Here is a 22305-nt window from a genome sequence, read left to right on the forward strand (position 1 = left end):
TTTATTATAAAAATTTTTGAATAAACCATTCAAATTATAAAAATATAATTTTTTTTTATATTTTTGCATATTATATAATTTTTTTATTTACAACTCAATTTTAATCAAAATAATCATTTATTTTCTTCTCACTTGATTTTTTCAAAAAGGAATTTGAATTTACAAAATATTTCATGAAAAATAAGATCAATAATTCTAGTAAAGAAATAACAGAAAATTCTCAATTACCAGCTGCTCATGCTATGTTATATGCTATAGGAATGAAAAAATCAGATTTTTGTAAAGCTCAAGTAGGAATTGTTAGTAATTGGTACGAAGGAAATCCTTGTAATATTCATCTAAATCAATTATCAAAAAAAATCAAATCTTCAGTAATTTCTAATGGATTAATAGGTATACAAATCACTACTATTGGAGTAAGTGATGGTATTACTATGGGAACATCAGGAATGAAATATTCTTTACCATCAAGAGAATTAATTGCGGATAGTATTGAAACTGCAATACAATCCCATTTTTATGATGGAGTCATAGCTATTCCTGGTTGTGATAAAAATATAACAGGAGTATTATTGGGAATACTTAGATTAAATAAACCGTCTATTATAGTATATGGAGGTTCTATTTCTTCTGGTTCCTATCAAGGAAAAAAATTAGATATAATTTCTTCTTTTGAAGCCTTAGGTAAAAAAAAATCTGGAAAAATTACTGAAAAAGAATATATAAATATAATAAAAAAATCTTGTCCTGGACCAGGAGCTTGTGGTGGAATGTATACAGCAAACACTATGTCTTCAGCATTAGAAGCTATGGGGATAATGCTTCCATATTCATCTTCTTTTCCATCTACAAGTAAAGAAAAAAAAGAAGAATGTAAAATAGTATCTTATTATATAAAAAAATTATTAAAAAAAGGAATCAAACCCAAACATATAATAACTAAAAGATCTATTGAAAATGGTATAAAGTTAGCTATTTCTTTAGGAGGATCGACTAATTTAGTATTACATATGTTAGCTATATCTAAAGCAGCAAATATTGATTTTTCTTTAACCCATTTCCAAAAAATCAGTGAAAAAACTCCAGTAATTGGAAATTTAAAACCAAGTGGAAATTTTTTAATGGAAGATATACATAATCATATTGGAGGGATGCCTGTTATTATCAAATATCTTATTCAAAAAGGTATTTTATCAGGTCATTGTTTAACAATTACTGGAAAAACATTGTATGAAAATGTAAAAAATGCTCCTGATTTAGATTTTAATAAACAAATTATTTATCCTATAGAAAATCCTATTCAAAAAAATGGACACATTAAAATTTTATATGGAAATATTGCAACAGAAGGATCAGTTGCAAAAATAACAGGAAAAGAAGGTAAATTTTTTCGTGGAAAAGCTATAGTATTTAATTCAGAAGAAGAAGCGAATCAATATATTATAAATAATCAATTATTTCCAAATACAGTAATTGTCATTAGATATGTTGGACCTATCGGTGGACCAGGAATGCCGGAAATGTTAAAACCGACATCATATATTATGGGATCTGGTTTAGGGAAGAAAATTGCTCTCATTACAGATGGTCGTTTTTCAGGTGGATCTCATGGATTTGTAGTTGGACATATCACTCCAGAAGCACAATTAGGTGGAACAATAGCTATAATTGAAAATGGTGATTCTATAGAAATAGACGCAGAAAATAACGTTATAAATCTTGAAATAGAAGAAAATGAAATAAATAGTAGAAAAAATCGATGGAAAGCACCATTATTAAAAATCAATCAAGGATATTTATATAAATATGCAAAAATGGTATCCTCTGCTTCTCAAGGATGTATTACTTAGAGGTTAAATTATTTGTAGTGATATGAAAAAGTTAATTTCTGGTTCTGAAATAGTAATAAAAACGCTATTAAATGAAAGTGTAGAATACATTTTTGGATATCCAGGAGGAGCTATCATGCCTATATATGATTCGTTACATGATTATATTAATCTAGTTTCGCATATTTTAATGCGCCATGAACAAGGTTCCATTCATGCAGCACAAGGATATGCGCGCGTTACTGGTAAAGTGGGTGTATGTTTTACCACATCAGGACCTGGAGCTACAAATTTGATTACAGGGTTAGCTGATGCTTTAATAGATAGTACTCCTATAGTGTGTATTACAGGACAAGTATTTTCTCATTTATTGGGTACCGATGCTTTTCAAGAGACAAATATTATAGACATTTCTCTTTCTGTTACAAAATGGAATGTGCAAGTATTGAGAGCTGAAGATATTTGTGCATCCATTCAAAAAGGATTTATTATAGCTAAAAAAGGACGTCCTGGACCCGTTTTAATCGATATTACTAAAGATGCTCAATTTCAAAAAACTAAATTTAGTTACAAACCTTTTGACCAAATCGAATATTTCAAACCTTATCCATGTATAAAAGAAGAAAAAATAAAAAAAGCAGCACATTTAATAAATAATGCCAAAAAACCTTTAATTATTACAGGGCAAGGAGTTGTATTATCTAATTCAGAAGATGAATTCAAAAAATTTGTTGAAAAAACTGGTATTCCGGTAGCAAGTACTCTATTAGGATTGGGTTCTTTGAATAGTACGCATCATTTATATGTTGGCATGTTAGGAATGCATGGAAATTATGCTCCTAATATATTAACAAATCAATGTGATCTTATTATTGCAATTGGAATGAGATTTGATGATCGTGTAACAGGAAATATAAATAAATATGCAAAACAAGCTAAAATTATTCATTTAGAAATAGATTCTTCTGAAATAAATAAAAATATATTATGTCATATACCAATTATAGGAGATTGTAAAAAATCTTTACAAAAACTAATCTATTACGTTTACAAATCTAATCATGAAAAATGGGTTCAAAAATTTTTTTTTCTGAAGAAAAAAGAAGAAAAAATCATAATTCAAAAAGATCTAAATCCAATAAAAGGAAACATTTCTATGGGAGAAGTTTTAAAGTGGATTAATTTATACAAAAAAAAAAATGCAATTCTTGTAACTGATGTTGGGCAACATCAGATGATCGCTTCTAGGTATTTTAATTTTACTTACAAAAAAAGTCAAATAACATCTGGAGGTTTGGGTACAATGGGTTTTGCTTTACCTGCTTCTATAGGTGCAAAAATAGGTGCAAAAAAAAGACAAGTTATTTGTATAGTTGGAGATGGAGGAATTCAAATGACAATTCAGGAAATGGGTACTATTTTACAAAATAATATTTGTATAAAAATTATTTTATTAAATAACAATTTTTTAGGAATGGTTCGTCAATGGCAACAATTATTTTTCAATAAACGTTATTCTTGTACAAAATTGATTAATCCAGATTTTGTAAAATTATCAAATGCTTATAATATTAAATCTGAAAGAGTAAAAAAAAGAGAAAACTTAAAAAAATCAGTGAAAAGAGCTTTATATAACAAAAAATCTTTTCTGTTAGAAATCGTGGTAAAAAAAGAAGATAATGTTTTTCCTATGATACCTTCCGATTCGGCTGTAGATGAAATTCGTTTAACATAAAAAAAAGAAAAAATTTCATAATCATATATCTATAATGAATAATAATTCTCAATTTAGAATAAGAATATTAGGAGAAAATAACATTAGATTATTAAGTAGAATACTGATTATTGTAAATAGAAAAAATTTAAAAATCAATTATATAAATATGGAAAAATATGAAATTATTCAAAATAAATGTAATCGATATATATTAGATTTAGAATGTAAAAAGACAGAAATCATTCAATTAAAAAAATTAACTGAAAAACTAATCGGAATAATAGATGTTTCTTTTTTAGAAAAAGAAAAAAAATAATTAATTATAAAAAATATGAAAATTAAATTTGGATCTGTAGAAGAAAATATTATTACAAGAGAAGAATTTCCAATACAAAAGGCTAAAGAAATATTAAAAAATGAAATTATATCTGTATTAGGATATGGAGTACAAGGTCCTGGACAATCTTTAAATTTAAGAGATAATGGATTTCAAGTTATTGTCGGACAAAGAAAAAATTCTTCTTCGTGGAGGAAAGCTTTACAAGATGGATGGATTGAAGGAGAAAGTCTGTTCTCTTTAGAAGAGGCTTCTAAAAGAGGATCTATAATCATGTACTTACTATCCGATGCTGGTCAAATTGATTTTTGGCCTAGATTATATCAATATCTTTTTTGTGGTAAATCTTTATATTTCTCACATGGATTTGGATTAACTTTTTTTAATCAAACAAAAATAAATCCTCCTAAAAATATAGATATTTTTTTAGTAGCTCCTAAAGGTTCGGGTACTAGTTTAAGACGTTTTTTTAAAGAACAAAAAGGAATTAATTCTAGTTATGCTATTTATCAAGATTATAGTGGAAAAAGCTTAGAAAAAGCTTTATCAATTGGTATCGGTATTGGTTCTGGATACTTATTTCAAACAAGTTTTAAAAATGAAGTTTATTCTGATTTAGTAGGAGAGAGAGGGACTTTAATGGGTGCTATACAAGGTATATTTTCAGCACAATATCAAATATTGAGGGAAAAAGGACATTCTCCTTCAGAATCTTTTAATGAAACGGTTGAAGAATTAACTCAAAGTCTAATGCCTCTTGTTTCAGAAAAAGGTATGGATTGGATGTATACTAATTGTTCTACTACTGCACAAAGAGGTGCATTAGATTGGTGGAAACAATTTAGAGATGCAACATTACCTATATTTCATAAATTATATAATGAAGTATCATCAGGAAAAGAAGCTAAAAGAATTATTAAATCTAATCTTGATGTAAATTATAGACTAAAATTAAAAAAAGAATTAGAAGAACTAAAAAATAGCGAATTATGGTCAGTAGGAGATATCATTCGAAATTTAAGACCAGAAAAAAAACATGATAAAAAATAATGTTTGAATAATACAATTTTATTACTAGTGTTCATTGGTTTTTTAACAAATTGAAAAATATATTAAAAGGATATTATCCTTCTTGTGAAAATATCATCAAAGCTAAAAATTTATTAAACAATATAATTTATGAAACTCCATTACAAAAAAACTTTTTTTTATCGGAAAAATATAAAGCTAATATTCTCTTAAAAAGAGAGGATTTACAAATTATTCGTTCTTATAAAATCAGAGGAGCGTATAATAAAATAAAAAATCTTTCTCAAAAAAAAATAAAAAATGGAATTATTTGTGCTAGTGCTGGAAATCATGCTCAAGGAGTAGCTTATTCATGTCGTGCATTAAAAATATATGGAAAAATTTATATGCCTAATACTACTCCTAAACAAAAAATTGAAAGAGTAAAAATGTTCGGAGAAAATTATGTTGAAATTATTCTTACTGGAGATACTTTTGATGCGGTACACGATGAAGCAATCAAAGATTATAAAAAAAATAACAAAGTATTTATTCATCCTTTTGATGATGTAAAAATAATTGAAGGCCAGGCTACTGTTGGATTAGAAATCATCCAACAAATAAATAAAAAATTAAATATTGATTATATTTTTATTCCTATTGGAGGAGGAGGTTTAATATCCGGAGTTGGAAGTTATTTTAAACAATTCAGTCCTAATACTAAAATTATAGGAGTAGAACCAATGGGTGCTCCTTCAATGAGTTGTTCTATCAAACAAGGAAAAATAATAGAATTACAAAAAATAGATAGATTCATAGATGGAGCATCTGTAAAAAAAGTAGGAAAACTAAATTTTAGTATTTGTAATCAAATATTATATGATATCAAAACAGTTCCTGAAGGAAAAGTATGTACTACTATATTAGATTTATATAATTTAGAAGCTATAGTAGCAGAGCCAGCAGGAGCTTTATCGATATCGGCTCTGGATTTTTATTCTAAAGAAATAATAGGAAAAACAATAGTATGTATATTGAGTGGAGGAAATAATGATATTACTAGAACAGAAGAAATAAGAGAAAGGTCATTACTTTATGAAGAAAAAAAACATTATTTTATAGTACAATTTCCACAAAGATCAGGATCATTAAAAGAATTTGTTAATAATATTTTAGGAAAAAATGATGACATAACTTATTTTACATATTCTAAAAAAACTTCCAAAGAAGAAGGTCCTGCTATAATAGGAATTGAATTAGCCAATAAAAATGAATTTTCATCTTTGATAAAAAAAATGAAACTATATAGAGTTCATTTTCAATATTTAAATAAAAATCCTGATTTATTTCGATTACTTATATAAGTATATACCCACGACTGGATTCGAACCAGCATATCTTATTTTAGATACCACTCCCTCAAAGTGGCGTGTCTTCCAGTTTCACCACGTGGGTATTCAGAACAAATATAAAAAATTATATAATTTTTTAAAATAAAAATTAATTTATATTTGAATTTATTAATAAAAATATACTAATGTATTATGAATATAGCAATTATAGGATATGGAAAAATGGGAAAAGCAGTGAAAAATATAGCAAAAATGAGGGGTCATAGTATATTATTATGTTATGATCAGTCTCCACATAATCATATATTAAAAAATATAGATGTAGTCATTGAATTTAGCCAACCAGATTCTGCTTTTAACAATGTTAAATTTTGTATAGAAAAAGGTATTCCTACTGTATGTGGAACTACAGGATGGTTAGATAAAATTGGTGATATTAAAAAAATATGTAAAGAAAAAAAGGGTTCTTTTCTTTATTCTTCGAATTTTAGTATTGGAATGAATATTGTTTATGAAATTAATAGAAAATTATCAAAACTTTTATCTTTATATTCTAATGAATATAAAATAACTATAGAAGAAATACACCATAAAAATAAATTAGATCAACCAAGTGGAACTTCTATTTCATTAGCAAATGATATTATTAATAGTCATATGAAAAAAAATTGGATTTTAGGAAAAAGTAATAATCATGATTGTATTTCGATAATTTCAAAAAGGTTTTCAGAAGAAGTAGGAACACATACTATAACCTTTCATTCTAACATAGATGATATTAAAATACAACATAAATCATTCAATAGGAATTCTTTTGCTTTAGGAGCAGTTATAGCAGCTGAATGGATTAAAAATAAAATAGGTTTTTTTTCGATGAAAGAAGTTTTAAAAATAAATGGTAATTAAATAGAACGTTATTTTTTTTATGATTCAATATCTTATTTTCAGTGGTATTTTTCTACTTATTGAAAATATAATTCATACGTTAGGTACATTCCGACTTTATAGAAAATTTGGAATTAGTTTTTGGAAGATTTGTATTCCTATTTATAATATTTTTATACATATAAAAATATATAAAAAATCTATATTTTGGTTATTTTTGTTATTTCATCCTTTAACAAGTATTATTTTATTTATCACTATTTGGATGGATTTAATTCGTTCTTTTGAAAAAAAAAAATTCAACATTTTTATTTTATGTTTGTTATCTATTAGTATATTTTATATTTACTATATTAATTTTATAAAAAATACAAATCCTATAAAAATAAAAACAGGGTCCCATTTTGGATTTTTTTTTTCTTTAATTTTATCATTTTTTACTCAAACTTATATAATTCAACCTTTTATTATTCCTACTTCTTCTATGGAAAAAACATTATTAGTAGGTGATTTAATATTAGTTAGTAAAATTCATTATGGATTAAGACTACCAATTACTCCTATTTCTATTCCATTTATTCATAATCAATTGATAAATAATATGACATCTTATTTATCTTTTTTTCAATGGCCTTATTTTCGTTTTCCTTCTATAAATCCTATTAGGCGAAATGATATGATTGTTTTTAATTTTCCAAAAGATATCAAACATAATATTATAGATAAAAAAGATCATTATGTCAAACGTTGTGTAGGTCTTCCTGGAGATTTATTGTTTATGAAAAATGGAATTTTATTCATTAATAATAAAAAAGAAAAAGAAATAGTCAATCAACAACAATCTTATACAATACAAACATTTCATAGACCTCTAAATATAAAATTTTTGAATCATAAAATGGATATTAAAGATTTGAATCTAGTATGGAATAAAGATGATATGTATTATTATCAAATAATGTTAACTAAAAATAGTGTGATTCAAATGAAAAGAATATTTAAAAATACAATTTTTATTCAAAAAAATATAATACCATGTTCTTTTCAAGAACAAAATATATTTTTTAATCCAAATTGGAATATAGATAACTATGGTCCATTGTATATTCCTAAAAAAGGAGATTTAATAGAGTTTAAATCCAAAAATTCTCATATATATAATGAAATATCTCATTATGAAAAAATTCAATATGTAAATATTAATTCAAAAAAATATTGTCGAGTACAAAAAAATTATTATTTTGTAATGGGTGATAACAGACATAATTCTTATGATTCACGCTATTGGGGTTTTGTTCCAGAAGATCATATAGTAGGAAAACCAATTTTCATATGGTTAAGTATTGATTGGAATCAAAATAACCCATTGTACTTACTAAGTTGGAAAATACGTTGGAATCGTACAATGAAAACAATAGAAGAAAAAAGTTCCTATTTACCACTATTTTTTTTATTTTCTTCTATGATTCTTTTATATTTTACATTTGTTCCTGAAAAAATAAATAAAAAATAAAAAATTTATTTTTTATAAAAAAAACATCCGATTAAATAACCAGATAAAAGACCTCCAATGTGTGCAAAATGAGCAACACCTGGTGCTAAATCAAAAATAATGGAAATTAGACTTCCAAAGATGAAAATTATAATAGCTTTTCTAATTGATATTGGAAATGGAAAAGGTATAATAAAAATTTTTTGTTCTGGAAAATATTTTGCAAAAGCTCCTACTACACCACTAACAGCACCAGATGCTCCCATCATAGGAGAGTACATATAACTATAAAAATTCATCTTTCCATTATCATATAAATAAGTTAAAATTTCTTTTGTTTTCAATAAATTTAAAATATTTATAAAATAATACATTGCTCCAGTATTAAAAAATATTTGAAAACATGCTGCGAATATACCGGATAAAAAATACAAAAATAAAAATTTTTTTACTCCTAGTACTGTTTCTATCTGTCCTCCAAACATAAATAAAGCTATCATATTAAAAAATATATGCAAAAACACACGTTTAGAATGTAAAAACATATGAGTTAATATTTGATATAATTCAAATCTATCATCAATAGGATGATATAATGAAAATATATCTTCTATTCTATAATGAGGAAAAACAATGCTAGCTGTAAACACAAGTATATTAATACTAATTAAATGTTTAACAGCATATGAATTAAAATTTGTTGTAGAACCATTCACTTTTCAAAAAGTTTTGAAAAAAAATTTTTATTAAAAATAAAATAAACTGGTTTTCCAGAAAATGTATATAATGGATTATCACAAGAGAATAATTCTTTGATTAAAGATTTTCTTACATGAGAATGACATTTTTCCTTATACTTTATCGAGGCCGATTCAGTAATAGACCGAATAATGATTTTTTTATTATTATGGTCACCTTTAATAAAATTATTTTGTAATATATTTTGAAAAATTTCATTTAACATATTTTTTTCTATTTTTTCAGGTATTGAGTATAAATAAACAGATTTATTCCAAAAATACAAACGAAAACCAAAATTTTCTAAATCATCTTTAATATTTTTTAATATAAAAATTTTATTGTATGTATTCCCTATTTCAATAGGAAAAAATAAATGTTTACTTACAATTTTTTTTTCTTTTAAAAAAAATTCAAATAATATGTTTTGACTAGCTCTATATCGATCTAATAATATCATGATGTCCTTTTCGTAAGTAAATATCATATATCTTTTATTTATTTGAAATGATCGTATTTTTGTTTCATCCAAAATAAAATTTGATATTGATTTATTTATTAAAATATTGTTAATAAAAAATTCATTTATATGAAAATGACTATTATAATTTATACAATTTTTTTCAAAAAAATTATAATGAAAAGCAATATTAGAATGATTCAATTCTAAATTATGATTTATTTTATATTGATTAAACAAATTTTTTTTTATTTCTCTATAAATTTCATCACTTATTATTTTTTCATTTTCTAATTTCACTTCTTTTTTAGAAGGATGAATGTTCCAATTTACTAAAGTTGGATTGATATAAATGAAAATAAAATAAGAAATTGTTTTAAATTTATTTAAAAATCCATCATAAGAACGAATAATGTGATTATGTATTAAAGAATAATTTACACATCGTTTATTTACAACAATAAATTGATCACCTTTTTTCTTATCATTATCCGGAATGCTGAAATATCCTTCTACAAAAAATTGATCTCTGTTGATCGAAACAAATTTCAAATTTTTATTATTATTTTTGATAATTTCTTTGATTCTTTTTTTTAAAGATTCTTTCTTAAAAAGAAATAACATTTTATTGTTATGATAAAAACGATACGAAATCGTTCTATGAGATAAAACAATTTTATAAAATTCGTCTATAATATGTTTGAGTTCTATACGAGATGATTTTAAGAATTTTCTTCTGGCAGGAAATTTATAAAAAATATTTTTTACGGATATTCTTGTTCCTTTTAACATACTTATGGATATTTCTTTTTTTATAACTCCATCTTCAATAAACATATAAGAACCTATTGAGTTTCCTTTATATCTAGTTTGTATTTCTAATTGAGAAACTAATGCTATAGAAAATAAAGCTTCTCCTCTAAATCCTTTTGTCCTAATATGGTAAAGATCATTCGTTTCCTTTATTTTTGATGTTGCATATTTTTTAATACTCATCTTAGCATCAAAAAAACTCATTCCATCTCCATTATCTACTAATTGAATTAATGTTTTTCCTGAATCTTCAATAAAAATATCAATTTTACTTGCATTTGCATCTATCGAATTTTCCAATAATTCTCTTACAACGGATGATGGTCTTTCAATTACTTCCCCAGCTGCTATCTGATTAATTATTTTTAAAGGTAAAATATGTACGGATTTATTCATTAAATTTGTTCAAAATCTTTATGAAAAAAATAAATAAATAACATCATTTTTATTTGTATTCTTTTTAAAAGATGGATCAAAAAATATTTTTTATTTACATATTTTAAATAATATAAAAAATACTATTGTAATAATAAACTTATGCATCCTTACTAAATATTTGAGTATTGAAAATTTTGTTTACAAAAAAACATTAATCAATTCAATAAATATTTTAACAAAAATTTATCATCGAAAAATATATATATTTTAGTAATTTTTTGAAATTTACGTTTTTTTTATTTTTTATAGATAGAAAAAAATAAAAAACCAACAAAGAAATATATTCAAACTCGATATTTATGATTTGTTTTGGATAAATACAAGATATTTTTCCACTTCTTTTCTATATAAAAAGAATGGATATTGTTTGTATATCTTTTCCAAGAAAAATCTAGATTTTTTATATTTTTTCATATACAAATGTAATAATGCTATTTTATAATAATAAATGGGAGTAGTAATATCATTTTTTTTAATTTTTGCAGCTTGCATATAATTTTTTATAGCTTCTTTATATTTTTTAATATATATAAAAGAATCCCCTATATATCCATATTTCATAGAAGATAAAAATTCATCATTTGTAGAAAAATGGTTCATCATATTGATAGATTGTTGATATTTTCTCAGTTTATAATAACAAATCCCTGCATAAAATTTTGATATATTACTTGCTTTTGTATATGGATATTTTTTCATTATTTCCAAAAAACCACGTATTTTTTTATTCTTATTTTCATTCAAAGCTTCTTTGATTAATCCTTTAGATAAAAGCTCATTTGCATAATTCAATTCATTCATAGATTGATTTTCTAATGAATGAAATGGATGTCTTTTGATAAAGAAAAAAGAAAAATAAACTATTATTACTAAAAAAATACAAAAAAATATGTACTTTAATATAGTGTTTATTCTTTTCATTTTTTTTCAAAACTTGAATTAACTTTTGTTTTTTACTACTTCTACTGTTTTAATTTTTTAATTATCAATATTTATAATAATAAAATTATAATTGAAAAAATTAATATTTTTTTTTAGGAAAATATTGATTGATACCCATAACAACCTTCCCTAAAATATTTTCATTACATTTTTTTTTCAAAATATAATTCTTATTTAATTTTCATAATTTGATACAAATTAATTAAAAGAAATTTTTCCATAAAATAAATAATCGTTTTGATTCAATTTTGAATATGATAAATATTCTTCATCAAATTCATTTATAATATCACCTACCATTTTTTCAATAAAATCTTCAATAAAAACTAATATTCAAGTACTTATACTATTATAAACTACTATTGCTAGATGTATGTTTTTTTCTTAAAATCATTTAAAAGATCATATATTTTTTTTCTGGAACAAAAAAAGGAAGATATATTAATCGATTCCAATAAAATTTTTTTCATATGAATAAATGATGATAAATTTTTGAAAAATAAAATACTTTCTATATCATCTATATTATTTTGATAAATAGGTTTGTGAAAATATCTTAGATAACAAACTAATTTTAATACATGAAAAAATTGATTTTTTTTATATAAAGAAAACATATCTATCCTAGGAGTTCTAATACAATGAATTTTTTTTTACAAAATCAATAATTCTAGATAAAAACTGATATTATTCAATATTTTATGTATATGTTCTTTTCAAAGATTTTGAAAAATAATTAATAAATATCAAATGATTTTTTTTCATGATTTTCTTTTCTAGTAATTTTGAAATGCATATCCTTATTCTAATAATAGAATGTAATATGTTTTCAATAATAAATAATGATTTAGACATAAATATTGAAACACAAATAGTATTGTGACTATCATATATTTTAGGAATGATTTCTCCAAAAAAAAACAAAATAAAAATAATAAATATTACTTTGACAAAAAATAAATAGGAATCACAATTATGTTATACATTGTAATATATTTTTTTTTAAAAAAATCTCTTCTTCAAAAAAAAGGGAATCAAACAATATTTACATTAAAAAAAATGATTACAAATGAATATAGTATCTAATCGTTTTTCTTATTTCTAATAATTTTTAAAATATTATCTCTTTTATGAATATGATTTTTTATTTTTTTGGTAATAGTTTGTTTATCAATACAAAAAAAAATGGGATCTGATCCAGATATCATTGTAGAACATAGTATCAATATTAATATTCATAAAAAACAAGAAATCAAATATAAAATATTCATAAAATAAATTATAGAATTCTTTGATGTTTTAAAAAAGAAATGATAGGAATAGGAAATGGATAGTTTTTCATTTTATCATATGCGATAAAAAAATATTTTTTGTATAAGATATTGTTTTCAAAATTTTTTAACATTTTATAACAAAAAAAGTTGATGAATAAATTTATATGACTTAATTTATGTTTTATTTGATAAATGGATCTATTTGGTATTACTATTCGAAATTTATTCCAAACTTTGAATTTTAAATCATCAATATTTAAACAATTTTTGGATTTAATCAAAGGAAAATCATAAAGACCACCCCATATTCCTTTATAATCTCTTTTTTTGAAACATATATGATTCTTTCCTTTATTAATATATATGTAATAATAAAAATTATTAATTATATTTTTTTTTTTTGTTTTAATAGGATATTTATTTACAATATGATTGTTTCTTGAAAAACAAAATTTTTTAACTGGACATATTTCACATTTCCATTTTTTGATAGTACAAACCATAGCACCAAGATCCATAATGGATTGATTAAAAATACCCGGATTTTTTGAATCCATCATTTTAGTAACAAAAAATTGAAATTTGATTGATCTTTTAATAATATTTATACTGTGATTTATACCAAAAAACCTAGAAAATACTCTATAAGCATTGGTATCAATTGCAGGAACAATTTCTTGAAAACATATAGAAGAAATAGAAGCAGCAATATAAGGACCTATTCCCTTATATTTTATTAAATTTTTATAAGTTTTGGGAAAAATTCCTCTTTTATTATTAACAATTTCTTTAGCAAAATAATATAGATTTATTCCTCGAAAATAATAACCTAACCCCTCCCATGATTTTAATATACTTTTTTCATTTGATTGAGACAATTTTTGTATTGTAGGAAATTTTTCTATGAATTTTGAATAATAACGAATAACAGTTGAAACTTTCGTTTGTTGTAACATAAATTCCGATACTAGTATATGATAAGGATTATTGGTTTTTCTCCAAGGAAGATTTCTTTTATTTTTGTTATACCATTTTATTATTTTTTTAGAAAAATTCATGAATATTTAATTTTAAAGCAATTTTATAAAAAATTGGTATATTTAAGAAACTAAATTTTGTTATTTGATATAATGATTTAACATGACAAAAGCAGATATAATAACAGAAATCATATTAGAAACTGGTTCTGAAAGAATTGATACACAAAAAGTAGTAGAAGTATTTATGAAAAAAATTAAACAAAGTCTTACATCAGGAAAAAATGTTTACTTAAGAGGTTTTGGTTCTTTTATTATTAAACATCGAGCGAAAAAACTAGGTCGTAATATATCTAAAAACATGTCTATCGTTATTCCAGAACATAATATACCGGCTTTTAAACCATCGAAATCTTTTACTGAATTGGTAAAGAAAAATGTTCCTATTGAAAAATAACAATTTTTTACAATAATATATAAAAATGATGCCAAACGGAAAAAAAAGAAAAAGAAAAAAAATAGCTACTCATAAAAGAAAAAAAAGAAATAGAAAAAATAGGCATAAAAAAAAGTAAAATTTTTTCAAAAAAAATTATCTATTCTAATATTACAATAATTTTTTCTTTTTTTTATGTATGAATAAAGAATTGATTATAAATGTAGAAGAACAAGAAGTAAAAATAGCTCTTCTAGAAGATGGTTTACTTGTAGAACTTCATAAAGAAATTTTAAACAAAAAATTTTCTGTAGGGGATGTTTACTTAGGAATAGTAAAAAAAATTTTACATGGTTTGAATGCAGCTATTGTTGATATAGGAAATTCACAATGTGGTTTTTTACATTATAGTGATTTGGGATATCAAATAAAAAATATGTTTTATTTTATTTCTGCAGAATCAATTCCATTTTCATGTCAAAATAAAAATATTGGAAACGAACATATAAATTTTGAATGTGAAAAAGAAGAAAAAGAAATTTCAATAGACGATATATTATATTCTGGACAAAAAATATTAGTTCAAATTGCAAAAGAACCTATTTCAAATAAAAAAATAAAACTTACTTCTAAAATTTGTATTCCCGGAAGAAGTCTAGTCTTAATACCTTTTTCCGAAAAAATATCTATATCAAAAAAAATAAAGGATAATAAAGAAAAAGAACGGTTGTTCTCTTATATAGACAAAATTAAACCTAAAAATGTTGGAGTAATTATTCGTACTGCTTCAGTATATGAAAAAGAAAAAAATCTTAATCAAGAACTCACATTTTTGATACAAAAATGGGAAAATGTCATAACAAATTTAGTCAAAAAACCACCAGTACGTATATTAAGTGAAACAAATAAAACTCATATTTTTTTGAGAGATGTATTTAATGATGATTTTAAATTTATCTATTGTAATAATCGTTTTCTATGTAAAGAAATTCATTCCTATTTATCTTTAATTTCTCCAAAAAGAACTAGTATAATACAATTTGATCCAGGAAAGATTCCAATTTTTGAAAAATATGGAATAGAAAAACAAATCCAAACTTTTTTAGGAAAAAATGTTCCTCTTGAAAATGGTGCATATATCGTTATAGAACATACAGAAGCATTACATGTAATAGATGTAAACAGTGGTATGAGCAATCATATGAAAAAAAATTGTACAGAATATGAAAGAATGAACAATATTTTTAATATAAATTTATTGGCAGCAACCGAAATATCTAGACAACTTCGATTAAGAGATATGGGAGGTATTATTGTAGTAGATTTTATAGATATGGAAGATCCTGATCAAAAAAAGAAATTATATGATCATTTAAAGGAAAAAATGAAAAAAGACAGAGCAAAACATCAAATCCTACCACCTAATGAATTTGGCTTAGTAGAATTTACAAGACATCGAGTACGACCTGAATTAAAAAAATTTCAATATAACAATAAAAATTATACATTGAGTTATATTTTCTGTTTAGAATTTATCATAGAAAATATTTTAAAAAAATATGAAAATGATATAAACATTCAACTTCATATACATTCATTCGTTTCGGCTTATTTAAAAAAAGGATTTCCATCTATACAACAAAAATGGTTTGTAAAATATAAAATATGGATTAAATTAGTTTCTCAAGATTCATTTAAATATACAGAATACAAGATCATTAATAATAATCGTGAAATTTTATATTCTATATTTCCTTTGAATTAAAATAAATATACAAATATGTGGGCGTGGTGGAATAGGTATACACGTCAGACTTAGGATCTGATGCCTTTTTAGGCATAAGGGTTCAAATCCCTTCGCCCGCACTATGAATTTAATTGGATTTATCTATATTTCTTTTTTTATATCCTATATAAATTTGTCTAGGTCTTCCTATCGGATCGTTATTTTTTTTCATTTCTCTCCAATGAGCTATCCATCCTGGTAATCTTCCTAATGCAAACATAACAGTAAACATTTCTTTTGGTATTCCTATAGATTGATAAATAATACCAGAATAAAAATCAATATTTGGATAAAGTTTTTTTTCTTGAAAATAAGAATCTTGTAACGCTGTTTCTTCAAGTTTTTTTGCCAATTCTAAAATTGGATCATGAATCCCTAATTTATCTATAAGTTTTTCTGCTACTTTTTTAGCAATAACAGCTCTAGGGTCAAAATTTTTATAAATACGATGACCAAAACCCATTAAACGAAACGGATCTTTTTTATTTTTTGCTTTATTGATCCATTTATTTATGTTAGATCCATTTTGTAACATAATTTCTAACATTTCTATTACAGCTTGATTAGCACCTCCATGTCGTTTTCCCCACAAAGCATTGATACCTGAAGATATAGAAGAAAATAAACCTACATGAGCTGATCCTAATAAACGAACAGTTGTTGTAGAACAATTTTGTTCATGATCTGCATGCAATATTAAAAGTTTATCTAATGCATCTTCTATAATTGGATTATGATGATACAACTTATTTGATACTGAGAAAAACATTTTTAACAAATTAGACGTATAATAAATATTTGTATCTGATAAAATAGGTGGAATACCTATTTTTTTTCTATATATCAAAGCAACTAATAAAGGAAATTTAGATAATAAATCTATGTAAATATCGTTCCCTTCGATCAAATTACTTTTTGTAAAAGCCGTCATGATATGCGTTAAAAATGATAAAAAACCCATAGGATGATAAAAATTAGGAATTTGATTTATGATTTCATAAAATTTTGGATGAAGAAAATTAAATTTTTTTATTTTTTGAGAAAAAAATTCTAATTGTTTCGAATTAGGAATATCTCCATTTAAAATTAAATAACATGTTTCTATAAATGAACATTTTTCGATGATTTGTTCAATAGGATATCCTCTGTATAAAAGTTTTCCTTTTTCACCATCAATAAAACTAATAGAACTTTTAGTAATTCCTGTATTTTTAAAACCTGGATCAAAAGTAATAAAACCTGTATTTTCTACTAATTTTGAAATATTAATAGCTTTATTATTAGAATAAATTCCATTAACTACAGGTAGTTGATAAGTAGATCCATTGATATCAATATCAACAAAATCGCACATAATAAAATAATTTTTTAAAGATCCATAAAATTAAATAAAATATAATGATCTTTTAAATGATCATTTCTTCAAATGAAATAATAGTATGAAAACCTTTTTGAGAAAAATATTTTTTCATTCCTTTTCTAGAACTTATCAGAACAAAATCTCCACCCCAAGCTCCGAGACTTTTTACGAGTCCTAAGTAATCTGGAAAATATATTTCTTTAATAGTAGGAATATTTAATATTCTAGATATAATCATTTCATGTTTCAACAATAAATCTTCAAATTCTTTTAAAGTTTTACATAATGTAATTTTTAATGTAATAGAAGATATTAAATTAATACTATTTTTATGAATAAAACTTTTTGAAGAAAACAATCGAATGCTTTCACTAGTATTTTGTTTTTTATTAAGATATAAAAAAAATAATTTATCCTTAAATGGTGGATTGAATTCTATAGGTTTAATATATGGTTTTTTATTTACAATTTTATAAAATATTGGTTTAAAATTTGATACACAAGCTAAATCATAACCACTTCCTGTAAAAGGTGGTCCTATCAACATATAGGGATTGATTTTAGCCCATTTGGAAATATTGTTTATTAAAGTAGAACTACTACCTAAACCCCAGTCAAGAGGAAATTCTAATTTTGAATGAGCAGTTATTTCAAGTGAATTTACAAGAAAATTTTTTCGAATTTTTTTTGATTTTAATAATAAATTTTTTAACCGAACAGCAATATTTTTTTCCGTATTATAAAAAATATCTAAATAAGGAAGTTGAAAAATTCCTTCAAACCAAATATGATTTATTTTATCAAAACTGATCCAATGTAAAATAGAATTGGAAGATGAAGGTATATTTTTCTCAAAAATAGAAAGAGATTGTCCTTGAATTGTAGGTAAAGCTAAACCTAAAGCTCCATACAATATAAGATATTCTCCTGTTAATAATAATTTTCCATGACTATGAAAAAAATGTTTACATTGATACATTTTTAAATAATTTTGTATCTTTTTTCAATATTTGTTAAAATTTTTTTAACAATTCCTTTTAATATATTTCCTGGTTCTATAATTTGAAATGAAGATGCTCCATTTAAAATCATATTTTGGATAGATTGTTTCCATTTTACCGCACTTGTTAACTGATTGATGAGATTATTTTTTATTTCATTAGGTCTATATACTGCTTTTCCATTGAAATTTTGATAAATTGGACATTTTGGATTTTGAAATGAAATATTTTTAATTATACTTTCCATCTTTTTTCTTGCTGGTTCCATGATTGGAGAATGAAATGCTCCATCTACAGATAGATAGATTATTTTTTTAGCTCCTATTTTTTGTAAGATAGAACAGACTCTTTTCATCGATTGTTTATCTCCTGAAATAACTAATTGTCCATTATAATTATAATTAGAAGGTACTATGATTCCTTTATCTTTTTTACAAATTTTTTCGATCATATCATCTTCTAATCCAAAAATAGCGGCCATTATTCCATGAGAACTTTTGCAAATTTTTTGCATTATAGAAGCTCTTTTATAAACTAACATCACACCATCTTCAAAAGAAAGAACATTAATTGCAGTTAATGCAGATAATTCACCTAGGGAATGTCCAGCTACCATATCTGGTTTAAACTTTTTTGAAATTTTTATTTGTATTACGGAGTAAATATATAGTGCAAGTTGTGTATATTTTGTTTGTTCTAAAATATTATTAGGATTGTTAAACATGATATATGTTATTTGAAATCCCAAAATATCATTATAATATTGAAAAAGTTTCTTTGCCAAAGAATTACTTTCATACAAATCTTTTCCCATTCCCATAAATTGAGAACCTTGCCCAGGAAATAAATATGCTTTCATTAAAAAAAAATTTTTTAATTAAAATTAAAAATTATCAAAATTAATAATCACTTTATGAAAATAACAGATACTCATGCTCATTTATATATGAATGAATTTCAAAAAGATTATAAATTAGTAATAAAAAAATCATTGTCTCAAGGAATACATAGAATTTTACTTCCTTCTTTAAATAAGAATAGTATAATAAAAATATTAAAATTAAAAAAAAACTTTCCAACTATATGTTTTCCTATGATAGGATTACATCCTAATTATATTAATTCAGATAATCTAAAAATAGAATTGAATAATATAATGAATTGTATCGAAAAACATTATATCATTTCTATCGGAGAAATTGGAATAGATTTACATTTATCAAAAAAATTTTTTTTTGAACAAAAATATGCTTTTCAAATTCAAATAAAATGGGCTAAAGAACACAATATTCCTATAGTGATTCATTGTAGAAATGCATTTAACTATGTTTTTGATATTCTTTCAAAAGAAAACAATCCTAATTTAAAAGGGGTTTTCCATTGTTTTAACGGTACCTTGGAACAAGCAAAAAAAATTGTAGACCTAGGAATGAAATTAGGCATTGGAGGTATCGTTACTTTTAAAAAAAATAATTTAGTTCCATTTTTACATAAAATTAAACTAAATAATATTTTATTAGAAACGGATTCTCCATATCTTTCTCCTCATCCTTTACGGGGAAAAAGAAATAATCCATCTAATTTACGTATCATATTAAAAGTATTATCAAAAATTTATTCTCTCTCAGAAGAGAAAATGGCAATAACTATTGAAAAAAATGTAAATGAACTATTTTTTGATAATTCTAAAATTAAATCATCTTAGATGGATCTACTATTTTATCAAATTCTTCTGAACTTAAATATCCTAATCGAATAGATTCATCTTTTAATGAACTATTATTAGCATATGCTGATTGAACAATTTTTGTTGCTTTATCATATCCAATATGCGTATTGAGAACTGTAACCAACATTAAGGACTTATCTAAAAATTCTTTAATCCTTTGATGATTTGGTTTTATACCCTTAATACAAAGAGATGAAAAAGAAGTACATGAATCTGAAAGGAGAAGAGCAGATTCTAAAAAATTATATATTATTAATGGTTTGCATACGTTTAATTCATAATTTCCTGAAGATCCAGCTATGGATATAGCAACATCATTACCTATAATTTGTGTACAAACCATGATAAGAGATTCACATTGAGTAGGATTAATTTTTCCAGGCATAATAGAAGAACCAGTTTCATTTTTTGGTATATGAATTTCTCCAATTCCTGAACGTGGACCTGAAGCTAAAAAACGAATATCATTTGATATTTTGATTAAAGAAACAGCTATTTGTTTTAAAGAACTGTGATTTTCTACAATGGCATCATGAGATGATAAAGATTCAAATTTATTTTTTGCAACTTTAAATGGATATCCGGTTTCAGATTTTAATTTTTCAACAACTTGTAGATCATAACCATGTGGTGCATTTAATCCTGTACCAACTGCTGTACCTCCTATAGGTAAATCCAATAAACGATTTAATGAATTTTTTAAAGATGTTAATCCATTTTTGATTTGTGACACATACCCAGAAAATTCCTGTCCTAAAGTAATAGGTACGGCATCCATTAAATGAGTCCTTCCTATTTTTATAATGTGTTGAAATGAATTTTTTTTTTTTTCTAAATTATTCATTAATTCTTCTATAGATGGAATGGTTTTTTCTACTAATAATTTATATGAAGCTATATGCATAGCTGTAGAAAAAGTATCATTAGATGATTGAGACATGTTTACATCATCATTTGGATGAATAAAAGGTTTTTCATCTCCCATATTTTTTCCTATCAAAACATTTACTCTATTAGATATAACTTCATTTACATTCATATTCGTATGCGTTCCAGATCCAGTTTGCCATATAACTAAAGGAAATTGATCGTCTAATTTTCCATTTATAATTTCATCACAAACTAAAGATATGAGATCTTTCTTTTTTTTACACAAAAAACCTAATTTAAAATTAACATAAGAAATTGCTTTTTTTAAAAGTCCAAAAGCATAAATAATCTCTATTGGCATAGATGATTTTTTACCAATTTTAAAATTTCTTCTTGATCTCTCTGTTTGCGCTCCCCAATATTTATTTTTCGGAACTTGAACTTTTCCTAAAGCGTCCTTTTCTATTCTGTATGTCATATTTATATTTTTTTTTCATGGAATTGAAAAATCAAAAAAAATACTGTATTTTGATCATTTTATATTTTTATCAAAAAAACATAATGATAATTAAATTTTTGGGATTTTTAATGTTTTTATTAATATTTATATCTGGTTTTTGGTGTATCATATTTTTATCTTTATTTAGTTTTTATTGGTTTATTACCTATTTTATACATGTGTTTCAAACATATTTTGATGAAAAAAAAAATAAAAATACTTATTAAAAATAAATATTTTTGGATGAGTATCATGTTTCTTATATGGATATCTTTTTTTGATACTAACTCTTTATTATTACATTACAAATTTAGTAAAGACATCGATAATATGACAAAAAGTAAAGAATATTTAAAAAAAAA

General features: G+C 23.6%; 19 protein-coding genes and 2 tRNA genes. 12 read left to right on the forward strand and 9 right to left on the reverse strand.

Annotated features, from left to right (window positions below):
• Positions 1 to 173: 173 nt before the first annotated feature.
• From ilvD to ilvA, 5 genes are read left to right on the forward strand one after another with little or no spacing between them, the layout of a single operon-like run.
• Positions 174 to 1850, forward strand: coding sequence for a dihydroxy-acid dehydratase (gene ilvD, locus H0H35_RS00365; protein WP_185882995.1), 1677 nt, complete (start codon positions 174 to 176; stop codon positions 1848 to 1850).
• A 22-nt stretch (positions 1851 to 1872) separates the two neighbouring features.
• On the forward strand, positions 1873 to 3564 hold the full coding sequence (gene ilvB, locus H0H35_RS00370; protein ID WP_185882996.1) for a biosynthetic-type acetolactate synthase large subunit: 1692 nt from the start codon (positions 1873 to 1875) through the stop codon (positions 3562 to 3564).
• A gap of 34 nt (positions 3565 to 3598) precedes the next feature.
• Positions 3599 to 3862 carry an acetolactate synthase gene (locus H0H35_RS00375; protein WP_185882997.1) on the forward strand — a complete coding sequence of 88 codons (264 nt, stop codon included), beginning with the start codon at positions 3599 to 3601 and terminating at the stop codon, positions 3860 to 3862.
• A gap of 15 nt (positions 3863 to 3877) precedes the next feature.
• Positions 3878 to 4933 carry a ketol-acid reductoisomerase gene (gene ilvC / locus H0H35_RS00380; protein ID WP_185882998.1) on the forward strand — a complete coding sequence of 352 codons (1056 nt, stop codon included), beginning with the start codon at positions 3878 to 3880 and terminating at the stop codon, positions 4931 to 4933.
• Between the two features lie 50 nt (positions 4934 to 4983).
• The gene (gene ilvA / locus H0H35_RS00385) at positions 4984 to 6255 is read left to right on the forward strand and encodes a threonine ammonia-lyase (RefSeq protein ID WP_185882999.1); all 1272 of its coding nucleotides are present in this window, start codon (positions 4984 to 4986) and stop codon (positions 6253 to 6255) included.
• A gap of 5 nt (positions 6256 to 6260) precedes the next feature.
• Here ilvA and H0H35_RS00390 read toward each other — a convergent pair.
• Positions 6261 to 6346, reverse strand: a tRNA-Leu gene (locus tag H0H35_RS00390).
• A gap of 89 nt (positions 6347 to 6435) precedes the next feature.
• Here H0H35_RS00390 and dapB point away from each other — a divergent pair.
• Complete coding sequence (gene dapB / locus H0H35_RS00395) at positions 6436 to 7149, forward strand: 4-hydroxy-tetrahydrodipicolinate reductase (protein ID WP_185883000.1); 714 nt, start codon at positions 6436 to 6438, stop codon at positions 7147 to 7149.
• A gap of 19 nt (positions 7150 to 7168) precedes the next feature.
• Positions 7169 to 8641 carry a signal peptidase I gene (lepB, locus tag H0H35_RS00400; RefSeq protein ID WP_185883001.1) on the forward strand — a complete coding sequence of 491 codons (1473 nt, stop codon included), beginning with the start codon at positions 7169 to 7171 and terminating at the stop codon, positions 8639 to 8641.
• Positions 8642 to 8646: 5 nt separating this feature from the next.
• Here the strand turns inward: lepB and H0H35_RS00405 are convergent, their stop codons facing one another.
• From H0H35_RS00405 to H0H35_RS00415, 3 genes are all read right to left on the reverse strand, one after another.
• Positions 8647 to 9336: a rhomboid family intramembrane serine protease gene (locus tag H0H35_RS00405; RefSeq protein ID WP_185883002.1), complete on the reverse strand. Its 690-nt coding sequence runs from the start codon at positions 9334 to 9336 to the stop codon at positions 8647 to 8649.
• The gene (mutL, locus tag H0H35_RS00410; protein ID WP_185883003.1) at positions 9333 to 11027 is read right to left on the reverse strand and encodes a DNA mismatch repair endonuclease MutL; all 1695 of its coding nucleotides are present in this window, start codon (positions 11025 to 11027) and stop codon (positions 9333 to 9335) included. The genes H0H35_RS00405 and mutL overlap by 4 nt, the downstream gene beginning before the upstream one ends.
• Positions 11028 to 11366: 339 nt before the next feature.
• Positions 11367 to 11990 carry a tetratricopeptide repeat protein gene (locus tag H0H35_RS00415; protein ID WP_185883004.1) on the reverse strand — a complete coding sequence of 208 codons (624 nt, stop codon included), beginning with the start codon at positions 11988 to 11990 and terminating at the stop codon, positions 11367 to 11369.
• 1173 nt (positions 11991 to 13163) lie between these two features.
• On the opposite strand from H0H35_RS00415, the gene H0H35_RS02885 reads away from it, so the two are divergent.
• A complete protein-coding gene (locus tag H0H35_RS02885) occupies positions 13164 to 13289 on the forward strand; it encodes a hypothetical protein (protein ID WP_262889570.1) in 126 nt (41 codons plus the stop codon).
• Position 13290: 1 nt separating this feature from the next.
• Here H0H35_RS02885 and H0H35_RS00425 read toward each other — a convergent pair whose 3' ends face one another.
• Entirely contained in the window at positions 13291 to 14343 is a 1053-nt protein-coding gene (locus H0H35_RS00425) for an A/G-specific adenine glycosylase (RefSeq protein WP_185883005.1), read from the reverse strand.
• A gap of 82 nt (positions 14344 to 14425) precedes the next feature.
• Between H0H35_RS00425 and H0H35_RS00430 the strand changes: the two genes are divergently transcribed.
• The 3 genes from H0H35_RS00430 (at position 14426) to H0H35_RS00440 (ending at position 16564) form a co-directional block, all read left to right on the forward strand.
• On the forward strand, positions 14426 to 14719 hold the full coding sequence (locus H0H35_RS00430; RefSeq protein ID WP_185883006.1) for an HU family DNA-binding protein: 294 nt from the start codon (positions 14426 to 14428) through the stop codon (positions 14717 to 14719).
• A 178-nt stretch (positions 14720 to 14897) separates the two neighbouring features.
• Positions 14898 to 16463: an Rne/Rng family ribonuclease gene (locus H0H35_RS00435; RefSeq protein WP_185883007.1), complete on the forward strand. Its 1566-nt coding sequence runs from the start codon at positions 14898 to 14900 to the stop codon at positions 16461 to 16463.
• 17 nt (positions 16464 to 16480) lie between these two features.
• A tRNA-Leu gene (locus H0H35_RS00440) sits at positions 16481 to 16564 on the forward strand.
• An 8-nt stretch (positions 16565 to 16572) separates the two neighbouring features.
• Here the strand turns inward: H0H35_RS00440 and H0H35_RS00445 are convergent.
• From H0H35_RS00445 to fabD, 3 genes are read right to left on the reverse strand one after another with little or no spacing between them, the layout of a single operon-like run.
• A complete protein-coding gene (locus H0H35_RS00445) occupies positions 16573 to 17838 on the reverse strand; it encodes a citrate synthase (protein ID WP_185883008.1) in 1266 nt (421 codons plus the stop codon).
• 52 nt (positions 17839 to 17890) lie between these two features.
• The gene (locus H0H35_RS00450) at positions 17891 to 18823 is read right to left on the reverse strand and encodes a GYDIA family GHMP kinase (protein WP_185883009.1); all 933 of its coding nucleotides are present in this window, start codon (positions 18821 to 18823) and stop codon (positions 17891 to 17893) included.
• A gap of 2 nt (positions 18824 to 18825) precedes the next feature.
• Entirely contained in the window at positions 18826 to 19704 is an 879-nt protein-coding gene (gene fabD / locus H0H35_RS00455; RefSeq protein ID WP_185883010.1) for an ACP S-malonyltransferase, read from the reverse strand.
• A gap of 54 nt (positions 19705 to 19758) precedes the next feature.
• Here fabD and H0H35_RS00460 point away from each other — a divergent pair, with 54 nt between their 5' ends.
• Positions 19759 to 20550 carry a TatD family hydrolase gene (locus H0H35_RS00460; protein WP_185883011.1) on the forward strand — a complete coding sequence of 264 codons (792 nt, stop codon included), beginning with the start codon at positions 19759 to 19761 and terminating at the stop codon, positions 20548 to 20550.
• On the opposite strand, the gene fumC is transcribed toward H0H35_RS00460, so the two are convergent.
• Positions 20537 to 21922: a class II fumarate hydratase gene (gene fumC, locus H0H35_RS00465; protein ID WP_185883012.1), complete on the reverse strand. Its 1386-nt coding sequence runs from the start codon at positions 21920 to 21922 to the stop codon at positions 20537 to 20539. The genes H0H35_RS00460 and fumC overlap by 14 nt on opposite strands.
• Between the last annotated feature and the right edge of the window lie 383 nt (positions 21923 to 22305).

It is taken from the genome of Blattabacterium cuenoti (assembly GCF_014252435.1).
Taxonomy (GTDB): Bacteria; Bacteroidota; Bacteroidia; order Flavobacteriales; family Blattabacteriaceae; genus Blattabacterium; species Blattabacterium cuenoti_X.